A 17730-nucleotide genomic window follows, 5' to 3' on the forward strand; every position below is an offset into this window, starting at 1 on the left:
TAATCAAAGAAAACTCTCTTTTTTCAGGAGGGTTTTCTTTTTACAGTATCATTAACTATTCTTGATACATCCAAAAGGAATAATTTATTTACTTTTAAACAAAATTCAAATCAAATGTATTCATACAAATCTATCTTTCTAATAGGTGTTATTTTATTCTTGTCCTGTAAACAAGAATCAAAAATCGATCAAAAGTTAATTGCAGAAAATATTGAAGTAATCACTGATAATACAAAAGGCAAAGTTATCATTCATGAAAACTTCAAATCAGAATATGTAATCCCAAGAAACGTAGAGGTTTTTCTTCCTGATGGTTATGACGCTAATTCTAAAGATAAGTACAACGTATTGTATATGCACGATGGGCAAAACGTATTTAACCCAAAGACATCCTATACAGGTATTGATTGGGGTGTTGATGAAACGGTAGATAGTTTGATAAAAATCGGAAAGATTAAAAACACCATTGTTGTTGCTCCTTGGAATACAGAAAAAAAACGTTTTTCTGAGTATATGCCTGAAGCTCCAGCTGAAGCTACCAGTAGTGCTGAAGTAAAAGCTGCTTTAAAACAAAATACCGGTTTTGATGATTTATATTCTGATGAATACCTAAAATTCTTAGTAGAAGAATTAAAACCGTTTATTGACAAAACGTATAATGTATATACAAAGATTGAAAACACTTCCATCATGGGGTCTTCTATGGGGGGATTGATATCTTTATATGCTATCTGTAAATATCCTGAAGTTTTTGGTGCTGCAGGTTGTGTTTCGACACATTGGCCGGTTCCCGTTTTGGGAGAAGCTTATATGCAAACATTACCTTCTACCCTTCCGGATCCGGCAACTCACAAAATTTATTTCGATTTTGGAACTGAAACATTAGACGCCCAATACGAACCATTTCAAAAAAGGGTAGATCAAATGATGAAAGATAAAGGGTATACAGAAGGAAAAAATTGGATTACCAAGAAGTTTGAAGGCGCTGCACACCACGAAAAAAGCTGGAATGAACGCGTACATATCCCGCTTGAATTTTTACTACAATAAATTAAACCAAAAAAAATGACTAGGTTTTTCTTTACCATATGTTTTGTTTGCGGATTATCATCAATTTTCTCACAAACATCTCTTTTTGATCAGCAACAACAATTTACCAGGCAAGATACGCTAAGAGGTTCTATTACTCCAGAAAGAGCTTGGTGGGATCTCTCTTATTACCATCTGGACATATCTGTAGATCCTGATAAAAAAACTATAGAAGGAAAAAACACCATACATTATAAAGTATTGGAAAATCATAATGTGTTACAAGTAGATTTGCAACCTCCTTTGGTTATAGAAAAAGTAGTACAAGACGGAAAAGAGTTAAAAGTAACTTCTGAAGAGAATGCACACTTTATTACGCTCGATAAAAAACAAAAAAAAGGTACTATTAATTCTTTGGAAGTATATTATAGCGGAAAGCCTAGAGAAGCCGTTCGTGCGCCTTGGGATGGCGGTATTTCCTGGAAAAAAGACGCTAACGGAAAACATTTTATAGCATCTTCCTGTCAGGGATTAGGAGCCAGTGTTTGGTGGCCAAACAAGGATCATATGTACGATGAAGTGGATAGCATGCTAGTAAGCGTTACTGTTCCAAAGGGTTTGATGAATGTAGGCAATGGAAGACTTCGTAAAGTAGAAGAACGTGATCCAGACACAAATACATTTCATTGGTTTGTAAGCAATCCAATCAATAACTACGGAGTTAACATTAATATTGGAGACTATGTACATTTTGGCGAAAAGTATGAAGGAGAAAAAGGTGAGCTGGATATGGATTACTATGTTTTAAGAGATAATCTCGAAGCAGCTAAAAAACAATTTAAAGATGCACCCAGAACCATGAAAGCCTTTGAATATTGGTTTGGGCCATATCCTTTTTATGAGGATAGTTTTAAACTAGTAGAAGTGCCTTATTTAGGAATGGAACATCAAAGCTCTGTTACCTACGGAAATAAATATGTAAATGGATATCTGGGTAATGATTTATCCGGAACCGGTTGGGGCTTAAAGTTTGATTTTATCATCATCCACGAATCCGGCCACGAATGGTTTGCTAATAACATCACCTATAAAGATATAGCAGACATGTGGATTCATGAGAGTTTCACAGCCTATTCAGAGAACTTATTTCTAGATTATCATTACAGTAAAGAAGCTTCTTCAGAATATGTAATTGGTACTCGACAGGGCATTAGAAACGACAAACCTATTATTGGTCAATATGATGTAAATCACGAAGGCTCTAGTGATATGTACTATAAAGGAGCAAATATGTTGCATACCTTGCGCCAACTCATAGAAGATGATGAAAAATGGAGATCTATTTTAAGAGGTTTAAACAAAGAGTTTTATCATCAAACCGTTACCACAAAACAAATTGAAGACTATATTAGTGAGAAGACTAAAATTGATCTAACAGCTTTTTTTAATCAGTACCTAAGAGATACCAGAATACCTACTTTAGAATACGGTTTTGATGATAACGGATTAAAATATCGATATATCGATATTGTAGAAGATTTTGATATGCCTGTGCGGTTAATAATTGATGGAAAAGACCAATGGGTGCAACCTAATAGAGAATGGCAGGTATTAAAGGTAAAAGCTGATGAAATTGGTATTGACCCCAATTTCTATATAAAAGCTAAATCCATTTAATAAAAGAACGTTTGAAAATTTACTTCCCACAATGGCAAGGATCAGGAACCGGAAAGGTTATCGAAAATGGAGCTAAAGCTATTTTGGACTACTTAAATGATCCTGAATTTCTTCATATTCCGTTGTCAAAGATTTCTGCAGGAGAAGACGGAGAAAAAAAACATAATATTAACAATTACGATGCAATAACCGAACAATTAGCACACCTGAAAAAAAGCATCGATCAGGAGCAACCAAACGCTATTAAAACGATTGGAGGAGATTGCGGATTAGAAATTGTACCTGTTTCCTATCTCAATCAGAAATACCCTAATCTTGGGATTATTTGGTTTGATGCCCACGCAGATATCAATAAACCCTGTGAGTCTCCTAGTTGTAATTTTCACGGTATGCCGCTAAGAACATTACTAGGTGAAGGTGCTGAAGATATGAACTCATTACTGTTTTCTACTATCAAAGCTTCGCAAATCCATTATATCGGTGTAAGGGATTTAGATGATTTAGAACAAATCAGAATTAATGAGGATGAAATCTACGCGCCAAAAAAAACAAATATTACTGAATTGATTCACATTTTAAAATCAAAAAACATCACGAATCTCTATTTGCATTTTGATTTTGATTGTTTGGAGCCAAAGGACTATGATAAAACATATTATCAGGTACCTCAAGGTATTACAATTACTGAAGCCGAAGAAGCTATCAAGGCTTTACAAGAAAACTTTATAATTGTTGGTAGTAGTGTTTTAGAATCAATCACAACTGAACTTTCAGAATTGCAACCTATTGCTAACATCATTCATTTACTAATGAATACACAAAATATAATAACAAAATAGATATTTATGTCAGGAGGCAATTGGAAAGACATGCTATTAGCATCACAAACCGGAGATTTAGAATTAGTAAAATATTATGTTAGAACAGGAATAGATATTAATTATCAGCACCCTGAGTCAATGACAACTCCACTTATAGAAAGTTTTCGGTTTGGACATTTAGATATTGCAAAATTTCTTCTAGAAAATGGAGCTGATGTATATGCCAAAGAAGGTTTTAGCGGAGATACTGCCCTATCCATAGCCACTGAAAAACAAAATCAAGAAGCTATAAATTTATTACATCTTTATCTTAAATAATAAGCCAAAATACAACAGAATGGTATTAACCGTTAGTAAAAGAAGAGATAAATCCCAATATGTTAACATCACTATATGACTGCATATATTATCTCATTTATAGCTGCAATGATTCTAGGAATGTCAAAATCCGGATTAAAGGGCATGGGAATTCTTATCGTAACTATGATGGCCTTGGTTTATGGAGCGAAAGCATCTACCGGCATCGTTTTACCGCTTTTAATTTTTGCTGATATTTTAGCAGTGATCTATTACAATCGACATACGCAATGGAAATATCTTATCAAATTTCTTCCCTGGATGATTGGCGGAGTACTAGTTGCTGTTTTTGTTGGTAAGGATCTTAGTGAAGAAGTTTTTAAAAGAGGAATGGCCATTATCATAATTATCAGTGTTGTCATTATGTTTCTTTGGGAACGATATGAAAAGAAAAATATCCCTACTGCAATGTGGTTTGCAGGTTCTACAGGTTTTTTAGCGGGATTCACCACAATGATAGGTAATTTGGCTGGAGCATTTTCTAATATTTTCTTTCTTGCGATGCGGATTCCAAAGAATGAATTTATTGGTACTGCCGCCTGGTTGTTTTTCATCATTAATCTCGTAAAATTACCCTTTCACGTTTTTAGTTGGAAAACGGTAACACAACAATCTTTATTGATTGATTTATATTTAATACCAGGAGTGCTGCTAGGGTTTATTATCGGACTAAAAGTGGTAAAGCTTTTTAAAGATCAGCAGTATCGAAGGTTTATTTTAGTTATGACTGCCATCGGTGGTATCATCATCCTGCTCAGATAAACAAAATCTTATAAAAACGTTATTTAAGATAACTTTCTCATATGTTTAAAGGCGTATAGATTATCTTTATAATAAAACGACGCTATGTTTACATTATTTAAGAAAAAATCGGAAAAAGAAGTACTTCAGAAAAAGTATCGATCTCTAATGGAAGAGTCTTATAAGTTGTCACACACCAATCGCAAAGCCAGTGATGACAAACAAGCTGAAGCTGATTTAATCCTTAAAAAAATAGAACAACTACAGGAATAGCACATAAGGTTTCTGTCCAAAAGTTATGAACCTGATACTATCATATACATATTTATTTTTAATGACAACTTCTCTGCTTATTTTTGATTTTGATAAAAATAGTAACCTTTCTAATTGGAATGTAGTTGATGATGGCGTAATGGGAGGTTTGTCTCAAGGGAATTTTGAAATTAATAACGAAGGAAATGCAGTTTTTTCAGGAACCGTTTCTTTAGAAAATAATGGAGGATTTTCGTCGGTTCGTTATCGTTTTGATACGAAAAACGTCAAAGGATATACAAAGGTGTTGGTACGATTGAGAGGAGATAAAAAGAAATATCAATTCAGAACAAAAACGAATGCCAATGACCGCTTTTCATATATCGCCAATTTTGAAACAACCGGTGATTGGCAAACTATTGAGATTTCCTTATCAGAAATGTATCCAGCGTTTAGAGGCAGAACACTAGATTTGCCGAACTATCCTGCGGAAACAATGCAAGAAATTGCCTTTCTTATTGGTAATAAAAAAGCAGAGCAGTTTAGGTTAGAAATCGATACAATAGAATTGAAGTAAATATCCGAAATCAACCTCCTGACAAAAGTCATAGAAAAACGTTATAGTTTTTTCGACCTTTATACTTGTTTTGATTTAAACACTAAACTATGAAACGGTTACTGCTTTTAATGGTTTTACTTTCAGGTATCTGGGCTTGTAAAAAACAAATAACCACTGAAAAACAAGAGATTCCCGAGTCAAATTCAGCACAACAAAAAAAAGAAAATAAAGGAATCACCCAATCATCTCCTTTTATAAAAGAGTTGGTCACATTTGCTAATATAAAAGCAAATGATAGTTCTGATATTGATAAACTATTTCAGGTAAAAATCATTGACTCGACTGGAAAAATATCTCCTTCGAATATAACAGAAGGTATCGATCTATACAAAAAGGCAGTAACATCTCAACAACAAATGACACTACCAATTTTTGAAATTACCAACTCTGATCAAGTTATTCTTTTTGCTGTTGGTAAAGGTTATATGGATGCTATATGGGCTAAAATTTTGATCAATAAAAACTCACAAGAAATTAGTAAAATTGCATTTAATCACAAAGCAGAATCCGAAGGTTACGGGGCAGAAATAACCTATGACTCATTTGAAAATAAGTTCACCGGCACAAAAATATCCTTAACGCAAAACACTTTCTGTCTACTGCAAAATGGTAAAAATCTCATCAAAGGAGACAAAAAAATCGACGGAATATCAGGGGCAACCATCACCAGCCACGCTGTCATACAAATGCTAAATGAAAGATTAAAAAAATATCAAAGTTATTTACTCGATTAATATTCTTAATAAGATAAAAACATAAATTCTACTAATTCTTAAGATGAATTTCGTTAAGACTTTCCATTCTATTTCTTTCTAAGAAAGCATCGATAGTTTCAAAATGTTCGATAACACGCTTGTCCTTAAACTCAAAAACTTTATTCGATAATCCTCTCAAAAAATCACGGTCGTGAGATACCAATATCAAGGTGCCATCAAAAGCTGTCAAAGCTTCTTTTAGAACATCTTTGGATCTAATATCCAAATGATTCGTAGGTTCATCCAGAATTAACACGTTCACAGGTTCCAATAGTAATTTGACCATAGCCAATCGTGTTCTTTCTCCTCCAGAAAGGACTCCCACTTTTTTGTCGATATGATCTCCACTAAACATAAATTGCCCAAGTATGTTCTTGATCTGCGTTCTTACATCTCCTTTGGCCACCTCATCCACAGTTTGGAATACGGTAAGATTAGGATCCAATAACGCTGCTTGGTTTTGGGCGAAGTATCCAACTTTTGCGTTGTGACCCAGATCGCATTGTCCTTCAAAATCAATTTCTCCCATAATCGCCTTGATCATCGTGGATTTTCCTTCACCATTTCTTCCCACAAAAGAAACCTTTTCTCCTCTTGCTATAGACATACTAGCATCTTTAAACACCACGTGATCATCGTACTTTTTGGACAAATCTTTGGCTATTACAGGATAATCACCAGAACGAGCTGAGGGAGGAAACCTAAGCTTTAAAGAAGAAGTATCTACCTCATCAATCTCAATAATATCTAATTTTTCCAACATACGCTCACGAGAATTCACCTGATTCGTCTTAGAATAGGTGCCTTTAAATCTTTCTATAAATTGCTTTGTATCAGCAATAAACTTTTGCTGTTCCTGATATGCTTTTATCTGATGTGAGCGTCTTTCCTCTCTTAATTGTAAATAATGCGTGTAATTGGCCTTATAATCATAGATTCTACCCATAGTAACTTCTATGGTTCTATTCGTAATATTATCTATAAATGCTTTATCATGAGAAATGACAATAACTGCTTTTGCTTTATTCAGCAAGAAGTCCTCTAACCATATTACTGATTCGATATCCACGTGATTGGTTGGCTCATCGAGGAGAATCAGGTCTGGTTTTTGTAATAATATTTTAGCCAGCTCAATACGCATTCGCCATCCACCACTAAATTCGCTTGTAGGTCTCGTAAAATCTTCTCTTTTAAAACCTAATCCTTGTAATGCTTTTTCTACCTCCGCATCATAATTAACCTCCTCAATTGCATAAAACTTTTCTCCTAAGTCAGTCACTTTCTGAATGATATTCATGTACTCCTCAGAATCGTAATCCGTACGAGTTTCGAGCTCTTTGTTAAGTCGATCCATTTCTTGCTGCATCTCGTGAATTTGACCAAAAGCTTTGGATGCTTCTTCAAAAACCGTACAATCGTCATCAGTTAACAAATGCTGTGGTAGATAAGCAATCACCGCTTCTTTTGGACAACGCACATTTCCTCTGGTTGCTTTTTGTGCTCCGGCAATGATCTTCATCATAGTAGATTTACCAGCTCCATTCTTACCCATTAGGGCAATTTTGTCATTTTCATTAATCACAAAAGAAACATTACTAAACAATGTTTCTCCACTAAACTCTACCGCAATTCCATCTACAGAAATCATATCATCTTATTTTAAAAATGCAAAACTATGAAAAAGGAATTCACGGCAAAGGAATTATCACATATTAGCATCTAAAACTTATTAGACAAACCATCATAATTCTTTTTAAACATTTCACAATCGACCATCTTTGTTATATGTTTATTTTAAATCAATATATATTCGTTAAGACAAATAAAACACAACACACATACTTACAGATAGTTAACTGTCTTATTTCAAAAAAAAATCTTATATTTAAGCTCCCATAGATTAATCCCCCTTTTTTTAAAACATTAGTAATTACCACTATCGCATTTATAGTTTTTAAAACTGTAAGAAAGGTTCGATACAGAGTATTTACACATAAAATTCGGGTCTATGAAAGCACCAGCCATACTTACAGGACAAAAAAAACTAGAAGCTAAATGGAGTTTTATTATTCCAGGTTCCTTGCTCATTTTTGGTTTCGTACTACTAATTCTCTACTCTATAACTTCAGAGCCTTTTTGGACTACAGTGCTCTCCACCCTATCTATGATTATGCTTGCCAGTTTTTCTGTGGGAGCTCTTATTGGATTTATTTTTGGAATTCCACGAACGTTACAAGAGAATATTACTGAGGGTGTAAAATCTAATAGTAATCTGGAACAACTATCCGACTGGTTAACAAAAATAATTGTTGGGGTTGGATTAGTAGAATCTAAAGAAGTTTTTGAATTAATCGGTGGGTTAGCTGACAAACTCTCTTCTGGATTTGCCAATGCGCCATTAGGATACACCATTATAGCCTCAACCTTGATTTTTTACTTTTTTGGGGGATTCTTTATTAGCTATCTGTGGAGTAGAATACTATTAGAACGTATATTCATGGAAAATATGGATACCGAACGTAGAATTGCAGCCCTGGAAGAGACAAAGGATATTCAGGACGAGATCAATGAACTGCAATCAGATTACTCAAAAGAAAATCTGAAATCTATTCTTGATAAAAGTCTCGAACAAACAAAAGATGCCAAAAAACGAACCAATATTTTTGGCAAAATTATCGGAATTGCATACGAAAAACTTGATTATTCTTCGGTTAACACATTAGCTAATGAATATGATAGTAAACTGCAAATCTCCGCAAACACCTGGTCCGATATTGCCTTGGCTAATCTAAATTTATACCATGGTTCTCATAACAAAATATATGCTGATAGTGTAAATCTCGCCTGTGATCGTTCTATAGAAATATTAGACAATTATGGGACTCCACAAATGATTAAAATATATCTCAATCTAGTAATCTATAAAAAAGCAAAAGACGAAAACAACACTGAAAAAATAGAGCAAACTAAAAAAGAAATACAACATATTATAAAAAATATTATTGACTTACCTACCATTACTGCCTATGAAGCCTATGCTTACATGCTTAAGAATGATACTACTATCTTTGGAAAATACAATGAATTGTTCAGAACTGACTTTAAAGAAGCATATGAAACTCTTAAGGATAGATATCTTAAACACCTAGAAAATAGCAAGACAGGAAAATAAAGATTATTAGAGCTATCAATTCATGAACCGCTACAAAACAACATTCGATACCTGGAATAAAATAGCCTCCTTATACGAAGAAGTGTTTATGGATATGGATTTGTATAATGACACGTACACATTTTTTTGCAGTGAATTACTTCAGGAAAGTCCATCGGTTTTGGAAATTGGGTGTGGACCGGGTAACATTACAAAGCATATTGTATCCAAAAGACCAGACTGCAATATATTGGGAATTGATATTGCCCCTAATATGATAACACTGGCAAAAAAGAATAATCCTTCTGCTAAATTTAAAGTCATGGATGGAAGAAAAATCAATACGTTGACTTCTAAGTTTGATGGTATTATTTGTGGTTTTTATCTACCCTATTTGTCAAAATCGGATCGTTTTAGCTTTATAAATGATTGTGCTGGTTTACTAAACAATAATGGGGTTTTATATATCAGTTTTGTTGAAGGTGATTATAAAAAATCCGGTTATCAAACTGGTAGTACAGGGGATCAAATATATTTTTATTACCATAATTTAGATGATATTAACCAGGAATTAATCGAACATCATTTTACAGTTATTAAAACCATTCATAAACCATACCTCAAAAAAGATGGAACTTCTGAAGATCATACCATACTTATGGCAAAAAAATTGGCTAATACTTATAAATAATAGGAAATCACTCTTGTAACTTGATTATAAAATAATAAGTAAATTAGTAATCCAATAGTAAATAATGATTTTCAGAATACTATCATTAAAAACAAACCACAATGAATTTCAAAGGATTTAAAGATATCAATAAACCCAGATCAATAGTCGTTGAAATGTTTAAAAACCCAAAGTACTTAGGCGAATACCAAGAGGGTTTTGTTCGAAAAGAACTGATTAGTGGTACAGAGGGACAAGATGGTGCAATTTCGAAAATGTACTATAAATCCGATAAATATGATATGGAGCTAACCGAAACGATTACCGCAAATGGCCTTCCGGATACTTTTGAAGCTTTTTACCATCATAAGCATATGGACAATACCATGAAATGTTCTTTTATTTCGCTTGATGAGCATAAAACAAGGTATGAATATGAGATAAAATACACTAGAATTAATTGGTTCATGCCAAAACTAATGGCCATCTTGTTTCCAGGTATGTATAGAAAACAAGGTGAGAAATGGATGCAAAATTTTAAGTTTTTTGTAGAGAAACAATAAAGCTATACGTTCTATATAAATACAAGTCCATCATGTGGGAAGAGAAATTAAAAATCTATGATCAACTAGTAGCCAAATGTTCCAGATTCGAACGAAAAGGTAAGACAATGCCATACACTTCTGCCAACGGATATATGTTTTCTTTATTTAATAAAGCAAGTGAAATCGGAATTAGATTCTCTAAAGAAGTACAACAGAAATATATCGAAGAATTTCCCTCCACCTTATACAAATCTTACGGTGCTGTTATGAAAGGATATATTTTAATTCCTGAATCTATGTTAGATGATTTGGATACTTTAGCAACATATCTAGATGAAAGCTACGATTATGTAATGTCTCTGGAGCCAAAATGATTGTATTTATGATATCTACTAAGAGATAACAATACAGATCAACATCTTGTAGGTTTCTCAGCAACCTTCCTATAAGCTAAATCAATAATTATTAACGACTTATAATTGTATCTTTTTCTATTAACGAAAACATAATAGAAAAAAATCCTTTCTTCTGTTTGTTACCTAAAACCATTAAAAAAGGGAAAAACACCCTAGCATTATCGGTTGTACAACTATACACAAACCGTCTTTTACTTATTGAATTACAAATACTTACGATATACATTTGTTCCCACAAAGGTAATTCCGGAACACCTAAGTAAACAAAATACATACTTTTAAAACCTTTAATTATGAAAAAATCAATTTTTAAAACGCTTGCCGTTGTCTTTACCATTGGAATTGCGTTGGTATCGTGTGATAACAAAGAAGAAGAATTACAAGATGAAACACTTCAAAAGGTAAACGAAACACCAACCGAGGACGCAGTCTATCCGACAGAAGTTAGCGAAACTTCTCTAGAGATAGCAAAAATTCAAAAAGATGGTCATGAATATCGTTTTATTGCTGTCGGAGAAAATGACGATATGGTTGTTATCGAGAAACTATACGGTATTGCAGAAAAAAGTAATGAAGATAGCAGTTTAGGGGAAGAATTAACACCTTTTGATATCTTTGTTTCTTTAACTAACACCAAGCTTCCGGTACCTGAACGTATTGCAAAAACTGCAGAACAATCAGCATTGGCGAACTCAGGAAGACAGATCAATAAATCCTTAGCTCCTCTAGAAATTTTAGATCCAAATTATACGGATACTGGGATTCAAAAAGCTTGTTATGATGTAGGTTCTACAGGGTTTAGAAATTCATATTGCGGTGGAACACCAGTAGTATCGACTCCTACAGACATTAGATTCTGTGATAATGGATTATGGTATTCTAATACTCGTAATTCTTACTATGGAGGATCATGGAGAGAACGTGACGATGTGTACACTTGGACCAATGTAGTATGCGGATTGACTAGAGTTCAGTTCTATGCTTGGAAAAGCAGTGGTATATGGCCATTTAATAGTTATTCTTGGCAATTGCAATATCAGGTTGACTTCACCAATGGAATCTGGTATGCATATTACTACACTTCTGATTATACAGAAAGAGAAGTAAGAAGAACAAGACCAACTAACAGTGGTTCTTTTAGAGCCTATACTAGATTCTTCTAGAAGATTATATTACACAAAATTATATAACCCATAACATTATTGATAATGTTATGGGTTTATTTATATTATATATTTCAGATTTAAACAAGATTTATAACTGTTGACTCCTCCAAAGAATAGATTCTTATTATTTTAGTAACATATCAATAAAAATAAGGTCAAAGCACATGTTTTACAGTAATTCAATTATATGGATATTTTGTTTTTCGATATGCTTTAGTATATCAGGATATTCTCAAAATAAACTCGAAAGAGAGTTCCGAATTAAAAGTTCTGATGTCCCAACATTAGCTTTGGACTTTATGAATCAAGGACCTTTTGACAAAAAAATCAAATGGTATGCTGAGGAGAGTCAGAATGGCAAGAGTATTGAAGCAAAAACCTGTTACAAAAACATAAAATACAGTATCGAGTTTGATACGAATGGAAAGCCACAAGATGTTGAACAAAAAGTTTCATTCGCTTCTATTCCGGAAAGCTTAAGAAAACAAATTAAAAGTTCTCTGGATAGTGTTTTTGTTAAATCAAAAATTAAAAAAATACAAAAGCAATGGGTTGGTTCTCGATCTGCTCTTATATCCTTGATTAATCAAAAAACCACACCCCAAAGTTACGATCTGAATTATGAATTTATTGTAAGAGGAAAAAAAGATAAACAGTACACCAATTACGAATTGTTATACAATAAGAAAGGTGTCCTATTACAAATTTTGAAAATTGTAAGTGCTAATACGGATAATCTTATTTATTAAAAATGAATAAAGAAAGAAGATTTATATTGGCATGCTTTTGCTGTATGATTTGCTATCAGTTAGTAGCACAAACATCATTCACCTCAGGGTTATTACCTAAAATTGTCGTATCAAATAAATTATCCAATAATATCAAATTAATTAATAGTCTTGAGTCTCGTCAACAATTGTGGGAACATCAACCCAATCAAAATTTCTCTTATGATTACTTACTAACTGATCTTACAACGATCTTATCTTATAAAATATCATCAGACAAAGTCTTTAATATAGGATATTTATTACGATTTGAAGAAGACAAACTTGTTCATCGGTCTATATTTCAGTATTCCATAGCTCGCCAATTAGAGTCTATAAGAGTGGCTCATCGTTTTGTTACAGATCAAACTTTTAGCAGAAAAGAATCGCCAGAATTTAGGCTTCGGTATCGTTTTACCATAGAAGTACCATTTAACGGCTACCGAGTAGATCCGGGAGAATTTTATCTCAAAGTCAACAATGAATACTTAGGAGCCTACCAAAACACTAATACAGATTTAGAAATAAGGATCATCCCATTTATCGGATACGAACTTAACCCGAAAAGTAAAATTGAAATAGGACCAGATTATCGTATCAGTCAATTCTTCGAATCTGAAACCAAAAATCGACTTTGGCTAAGTATCAATTACTATTATGCAATTGATTGGATAAAACCTATTAAAAAATGAAAATTAAACCAGAGTTATATTTCAAAAACGATAAAGAATGGCGTCATTGGCTTCATGAAAACCACTTATCTAGTGATGGTGTTTATTTGATTTTTTATAAAGTTGAAAGCAAACAACCCAGCATGCGTTGGGAAGAAGCAGTTAAAGTAGCGCTTTGTTACGGATGGATAGATTCTACTGTAAAAAGATTGGATGAAGAACGAAGAAGACAATATTTCTGTCCACGTAAACCAAAAAGTGTATGGAGTAAACTGAATAAAACATATATCATTGATCTTATCCAGAATGGTTTAATGCATCAAAGCGGATTAGATGTAATTGAAGCAGCAAAAAAGAATAATTCCTGGACAGCTTTGGATGATGTTGAAAACGGAGTAGTTCCGGATGACTTGCAAAAAGCTTTTGATAAAAATCAATCTGCTTATGATAATTATTTAAATTTCAGCAGAGGTTATAGAAAGAGCTATTTATACTGGCTTAACCAGGCAAAACGCCAGGAAACAAGAGATAAAAGAATTTTGGAAATTATCAGACTTTGTAAAGCTAATATAAAAACCCGTGATAACGGGAGATAATATAACTAACCAGTATAAGGAAAAGTCTCGAGAAATTCTTAAGATTTAAAAAAACTCACTTACCCACCAATTAAAGGACTCACTTAACAACACTTTAAGACATTTTGTTATCGAATTCATTATTTTCGATTTAGATAAATCGAATATCATGCACAAACACATCATCACTACCCTATTCCTAGGAGTATTTCTAGTATTCAATGCTCAAGCACAAAAAGATAAAAAAGACGAAAAAAAAGAAGAGAAATGGGATGTTTCCAATCCAACAGGAGCATTTAATTATAAAGACCACTCTTTCACAACCGATGAAGGAACCTGGATGAATCTAGATGTCAGTCCAGACGGAAAAACCATCGTTTTTGATCTTATGGGAGATATTTACAGTATTCCGATTTCTGGTGGAAAAGCAAAAGTTTTACGCTCAGGAATTCCTTTTGAAGTACAACCACGTTTTAGTCCGGATGGAACTAAAATCTCTTTTACAAGCGATGCTGGTGGCGGAGACAATATTTGGGTAATGAATACTGATGGTAGTAATGCCAAACAAATTACCAAAGAAACCTTTAGACTATTAAACAATGCCGTGTGGATGCCTGATAGCAATTATCTAATCGCCAGAAAACACTTTACCTCTCAGCGTTCTTTAGGAGCTGGAGAAATGTGGCAGTATCATATCACCGGAGGTTCAGGAATACAACTAACCAAAAGAAAAAATGATCAACAAGATGTAAACGAGCCTAATATTTCTCCAGATGGAAGATATATGTATTATAGCGAGGATATGTATTCAGGAGGATTTTTTCAATACAATAAGGATCCTAACAAACAAATCTATGTTATCAAGAGATATAATTTTGAAACAGGAAAAACCACAACGGTAACTGGAGGTCCTGGCGGAGCTGCTAGACCCCAAGTATCTAGAGATGGCAAAAAACTAGCCTTTGTAAAACGAGTGCGAACCAAAACTGTTTTATATATCCATGACCTGGAAACAGGAGAAGAATGGCCTGTATACGACCAATTAAATAAAGACCAACAAGAAGCCTGGGCCATTTTTGGTGTGTATCCTAATTTCAGTTGGATGCCTAATAATAAAGAAATTATATTCTGGTCTGCAGGAAAGATTCATAAAATTAATACTGACAATTCTAGCGTTACCAACATCCCATTTACTGTAGATGCTACTTTAAAAATAGCAGAGACCGTACATTTTGATGCTCCGGTAGCACCCAAAGAATTTGCTGCTAAAGTAATTCGTCATACAGTTACTTCCCCAGATGGAAAAACGATAGTGTTTAGTGCTCTTGGAAATCTTTGGAGTAAAAAGCTTCCTAAAGGCAAACCTCAACGTCTAACATCACAGAAATCAGATTTTGAATTCGAACCAAGCTTCTCTCCGGATGGTCAATATATAGTATATGTGACCTGGAATGATGAAACACTTGGGTCGGTTTGCAAAATACCTGCTGCAGGTGGAACTCCTACCAAATTAACCGTAGAAAAAGGAATCTATAGAACACCTGTATACAATCCTTCAGGTAATTTAATCACTTATCGAAAAGAAGGAGGAAATAATGACCAAGGAAGAAGTTTTGATAAAAAAACCGGAATATATACTATGTCTTCTTCTGGAGCGAATCAAAAACTAATTTTAAAACAAGGGGAATACCCAACTTTCACTAAAGATGGAAAACGTATTTTCTATCAAACAGGAGGCACCTATTTTGGGAACTTAACCAAAGAATTAAAATCAGTTAACCTAAACGGAAAAGATAAAAAGACACACATAAAGTCAAAATATGCTAACAGACTCGTACCTAGTCCGGATAATAAATGGGTAGCCTTTACACATCTTCATAAAGCCTATGTAGCTCCATTAATAATCAATGGCCAAACAATCGATCTGGATAACAAATCCAAATCAGTACCTGTATCACAATTATCCAAAGATGCAGGGATCAACTTACATTGGTCCAAAGACAGTAAAAAAGTATTCTGGACCTTAGGTGATGAATATTTTGCTAATGAGATTAAGGATCGATTCACTTTCTTACCTAATTCCCCTGAAAAAGTAGGAGAAGTTACATCAAAAGGTATCAGTATTGATTTAGTAACAAAAACAGATACACCATCTGGAAAAATTGCTTTTACCAATGCTCGTATCATTACTATGGAAGGTGATCAAGTTATTGAAGAAGGAACCATTATTATCAACGGAAATACAATTGAAAAAATTGGTAAAACAAATGAAGTGCAGGTTCCTGATAATGCCAAAGTATTTGATACAAAAGGCAAAACAATTATGCCTGGTATTGTAGATGCTCACGCACACGTTGGAGCATTTAGATATGGACTAACCACCCAAAAACATTGGCAGTTATACGCAAATCTGGCTTTTGGCGTTACCACTGCTCACGATCCATCAGCTAATACAGAAACCGTATTTAGTATTTCAGAACTGATTAAAAGCGGAAAAATGGTCGGACCACGCCTCTACTCTACCGGTTTTATATTATATGGTGCTGATGGCGATTTTAAAGCAGTTGTAAACAACCTGGAAGATGCCAGATCTTCTATCAGACGAACAAAAGCCTTTGGAGCAAAGTCCGTAAAAAGCTATAACCAACCTCGAAGAGATCAAAGGCAACAAGTGATGCAAGCAGCTCGCGAGTTAGGAATTAACGTGGTTCCAGAAGGTGGTTCTACTTTTTATCATAACATGACGATGATAATGGATGGTCACACAGGTATAGAACATAATATACCAGTAGCACCGGTTTATAAGGATGTACACGAATTATGGAAGACAAGTAAAACCGGATACACGCCTACCTTAATTGTAAATTACGGAGGAATGAATGGAGAATATTTCTTCTACCAAAAAGATAACGTATGGGAAAATGAAAAACTCCTAAAATATACACCAAGAGCGATTGTAGATGCCAGATCTCGTCATAGAACAATGGTACCTGATGAGGAATATGAAAATGGACATATTTTAGTTTCGAAAACAGCAACAAAGTTAACCAATGAAGGAGTTAAAGTTAATCTGGGTGCACACGGACAATTACAAGGTCTTGGAGCGCATTGGGAATTATGGATGCTTCAACAAGGCGGTATGACTAATATGCAAGCATTGCAAGCTGCTACCATTAATGGTGCTCATTATATTGGCGCAGGAAATGATATTGGTTCCCTAAAAGAAGGAAAATTAGCAGATTTGATTGTCCTTGATAAAAATCCGCTAGACGATATTCGAAATACTGAAACTGTAAAGTATACGATGGTGAACGGTAGGTTATATGATACTGATACTATGAATGAAATTGGTAATACTTCTAAAGAAAGAACTAAATTCTGGTGGGAAAATTCTAAATCTAACACAGCATTTCCTTGGCACGAAGCATCTCAAAGTTTTATGAAACCTGGCTGTGGATGCCATTTAGGACATAATTAGAAGCTAATAAAACTAGAAAAACGGTTATGTATATTTTAAA

General features: G+C 33.9%; 18 protein-coding genes. 17 read left to right on the plus strand and 1 reads right to left on the minus strand.

The genetic code is table 11. The features are described from left to right. Positions 1 to 114: 114 nt before the first annotated feature. The 8 genes from ACFSR1_RS01820 (at position 115) to ACFSR1_RS01855 (ending at position 6230) form a co-directional block, all read left to right on the plus strand. A complete protein-coding gene (locus tag ACFSR1_RS01820; RefSeq protein WP_378289046.1) occupies positions 115 to 1050 on the plus strand; it encodes an alpha/beta hydrolase in 936 nt (311 codons plus the stop codon). Positions 1051 to 1065: 15 nt separating this feature from the next. Beyond that, complete coding sequence (locus tag ACFSR1_RS01825; RefSeq protein WP_378289047.1) at positions 1066 to 2706, plus strand: M1 family metallopeptidase; 1641 nt, start codon at positions 1066 to 1068, stop codon at positions 2704 to 2706. An 11-nt stretch (positions 2707 to 2717) separates the two neighbouring features. Further along, positions 2718 to 3545, plus strand: coding sequence for an arginase family protein (locus ACFSR1_RS01830; RefSeq protein ID WP_378289049.1), 828 nt, complete (start codon positions 2718 to 2720; stop codon positions 3543 to 3545). A gap of 6 nt (positions 3546 to 3551) precedes the next feature. After that, on the plus strand, positions 3552 to 3845 hold the full coding sequence (locus ACFSR1_RS01835) for an ankyrin repeat domain-containing protein (protein WP_378289051.1): 294 nt from the start codon (positions 3552 to 3554) through the stop codon (positions 3843 to 3845). A gap of 75 nt (positions 3846 to 3920) precedes the next feature. Further along, positions 3921 to 4646, plus strand: a complete 726-nt coding sequence (locus ACFSR1_RS01840; protein WP_378289052.1) for a sulfite exporter TauE/SafE family protein — start codon at positions 3921 to 3923, stop codon at positions 4644 to 4646. Between the two features lie 84 nt (positions 4647 to 4730). After that, on the plus strand, positions 4731 to 4898 hold the full coding sequence (locus ACFSR1_RS01845) for a Lacal_2735 family protein (protein WP_378172085.1): 168 nt from the start codon (positions 4731 to 4733) through the stop codon (positions 4896 to 4898). A gap of 61 nt (positions 4899 to 4959) precedes the next feature. Then, positions 4960 to 5454, plus strand: a complete 495-nt coding sequence (locus ACFSR1_RS01850; RefSeq protein WP_378289054.1) for a CIA30 family protein — start codon at positions 4960 to 4962, stop codon at positions 5452 to 5454. An 89-nt stretch (positions 5455 to 5543) separates the two neighbouring features. After that, positions 5544 to 6230, plus strand: a complete 687-nt coding sequence (locus ACFSR1_RS01855) for an FMN-binding protein (RefSeq protein ID WP_378289056.1) — start codon at positions 5544 to 5546, stop codon at positions 6228 to 6230. A 31-nt stretch (positions 6231 to 6261) separates the two neighbouring features. Here the strand turns inward: ACFSR1_RS01855 and ACFSR1_RS01860 are convergent, their stop codons facing one another. Continuing rightward, on the minus strand, positions 6262 to 7899 hold the full coding sequence (locus tag ACFSR1_RS01860) for an ABC-F family ATP-binding cassette domain-containing protein (protein WP_378289058.1): 1638 nt from the start codon (positions 7897 to 7899) through the stop codon (positions 6262 to 6264). Positions 7900 to 8259: 360 nt separating this feature from the next. Here ACFSR1_RS01860 and ACFSR1_RS01865 point away from each other — a divergent pair, with 360 nt between their 5' ends. From ACFSR1_RS01865 to ACFSR1_RS01905, 9 genes are all read left to right on the plus strand, one after another. Continuing rightward, the gene (locus ACFSR1_RS01865) at positions 8260 to 9423 is read left to right on the plus strand and encodes a hypothetical protein (protein WP_378289060.1); all 1164 of its coding nucleotides are present in this window, start codon (positions 8260 to 8262) and stop codon (positions 9421 to 9423) included. Between the two features lie 22 nt (positions 9424 to 9445). After that, positions 9446 to 10093 carry a class I SAM-dependent methyltransferase gene (locus ACFSR1_RS01870; RefSeq protein WP_378289062.1) on the plus strand — a complete coding sequence of 216 codons (648 nt, stop codon included), beginning with the start codon at positions 9446 to 9448 and terminating at the stop codon, positions 10091 to 10093. Positions 10094 to 10194: 101 nt separating this feature from the next. Continuing rightward, the gene (locus ACFSR1_RS01875; protein WP_378289063.1) at positions 10195 to 10635 is read left to right on the plus strand and encodes a hypothetical protein; all 441 of its coding nucleotides are present in this window, start codon (positions 10195 to 10197) and stop codon (positions 10633 to 10635) included. Positions 10636 to 10667: 32 nt separating this feature from the next. After that, positions 10668 to 10991, plus strand: coding sequence for a hypothetical protein (locus ACFSR1_RS01880; protein ID WP_378289065.1), 324 nt, complete (start codon positions 10668 to 10670; stop codon positions 10989 to 10991). 335 nt (positions 10992 to 11326) lie between these two features. Then, positions 11327 to 12196 (plus strand): hypothetical protein, encoded by an 870-nt coding sequence (locus ACFSR1_RS01885; RefSeq protein ID WP_378289067.1) that lies wholly within the window; start codon positions 11327 to 11329, stop codon positions 12194 to 12196. Between the two features lie 167 nt (positions 12197 to 12363). Then, the gene (locus ACFSR1_RS01890; protein ID WP_378289069.1) at positions 12364 to 12948 is read left to right on the plus strand and encodes a hypothetical protein; all 585 of its coding nucleotides are present in this window, start codon (positions 12364 to 12366) and stop codon (positions 12946 to 12948) included. Between the two features lie 2 nt (positions 12949 to 12950). Then, the gene (locus ACFSR1_RS01895; RefSeq protein WP_378289071.1) at positions 12951 to 13658 is read left to right on the plus strand and encodes a DUF2490 domain-containing protein; all 708 of its coding nucleotides are present in this window, start codon (positions 12951 to 12953) and stop codon (positions 13656 to 13658) included. After that, complete coding sequence (locus tag ACFSR1_RS01900; RefSeq protein ID WP_378289073.1) at positions 13655 to 14233, plus strand: YdeI/OmpD-associated family protein; 579 nt, start codon at positions 13655 to 13657, stop codon at positions 14231 to 14233. The genes ACFSR1_RS01895 and ACFSR1_RS01900 overlap by 4 nt, the downstream gene beginning before the upstream one ends. Positions 14234 to 14381: 148 nt before the next feature. Further along, the gene (locus ACFSR1_RS01905) at positions 14382 to 17690 is read left to right on the plus strand and encodes an amidohydrolase family protein (protein WP_378289075.1); all 3309 of its coding nucleotides are present in this window, start codon (positions 14382 to 14384) and stop codon (positions 17688 to 17690) included. The last annotated feature ends 40 nt before the right edge of the window (positions 17691 to 17730 follow it).

Origin of the sequence: Aquimarina rubra, from assembly GCF_042684305.1 — a bacterium.
GTDB lineage: Bacteria > Bacteroidota > Bacteroidia > Flavobacteriales > Flavobacteriaceae > Aquimarina > Aquimarina rubra.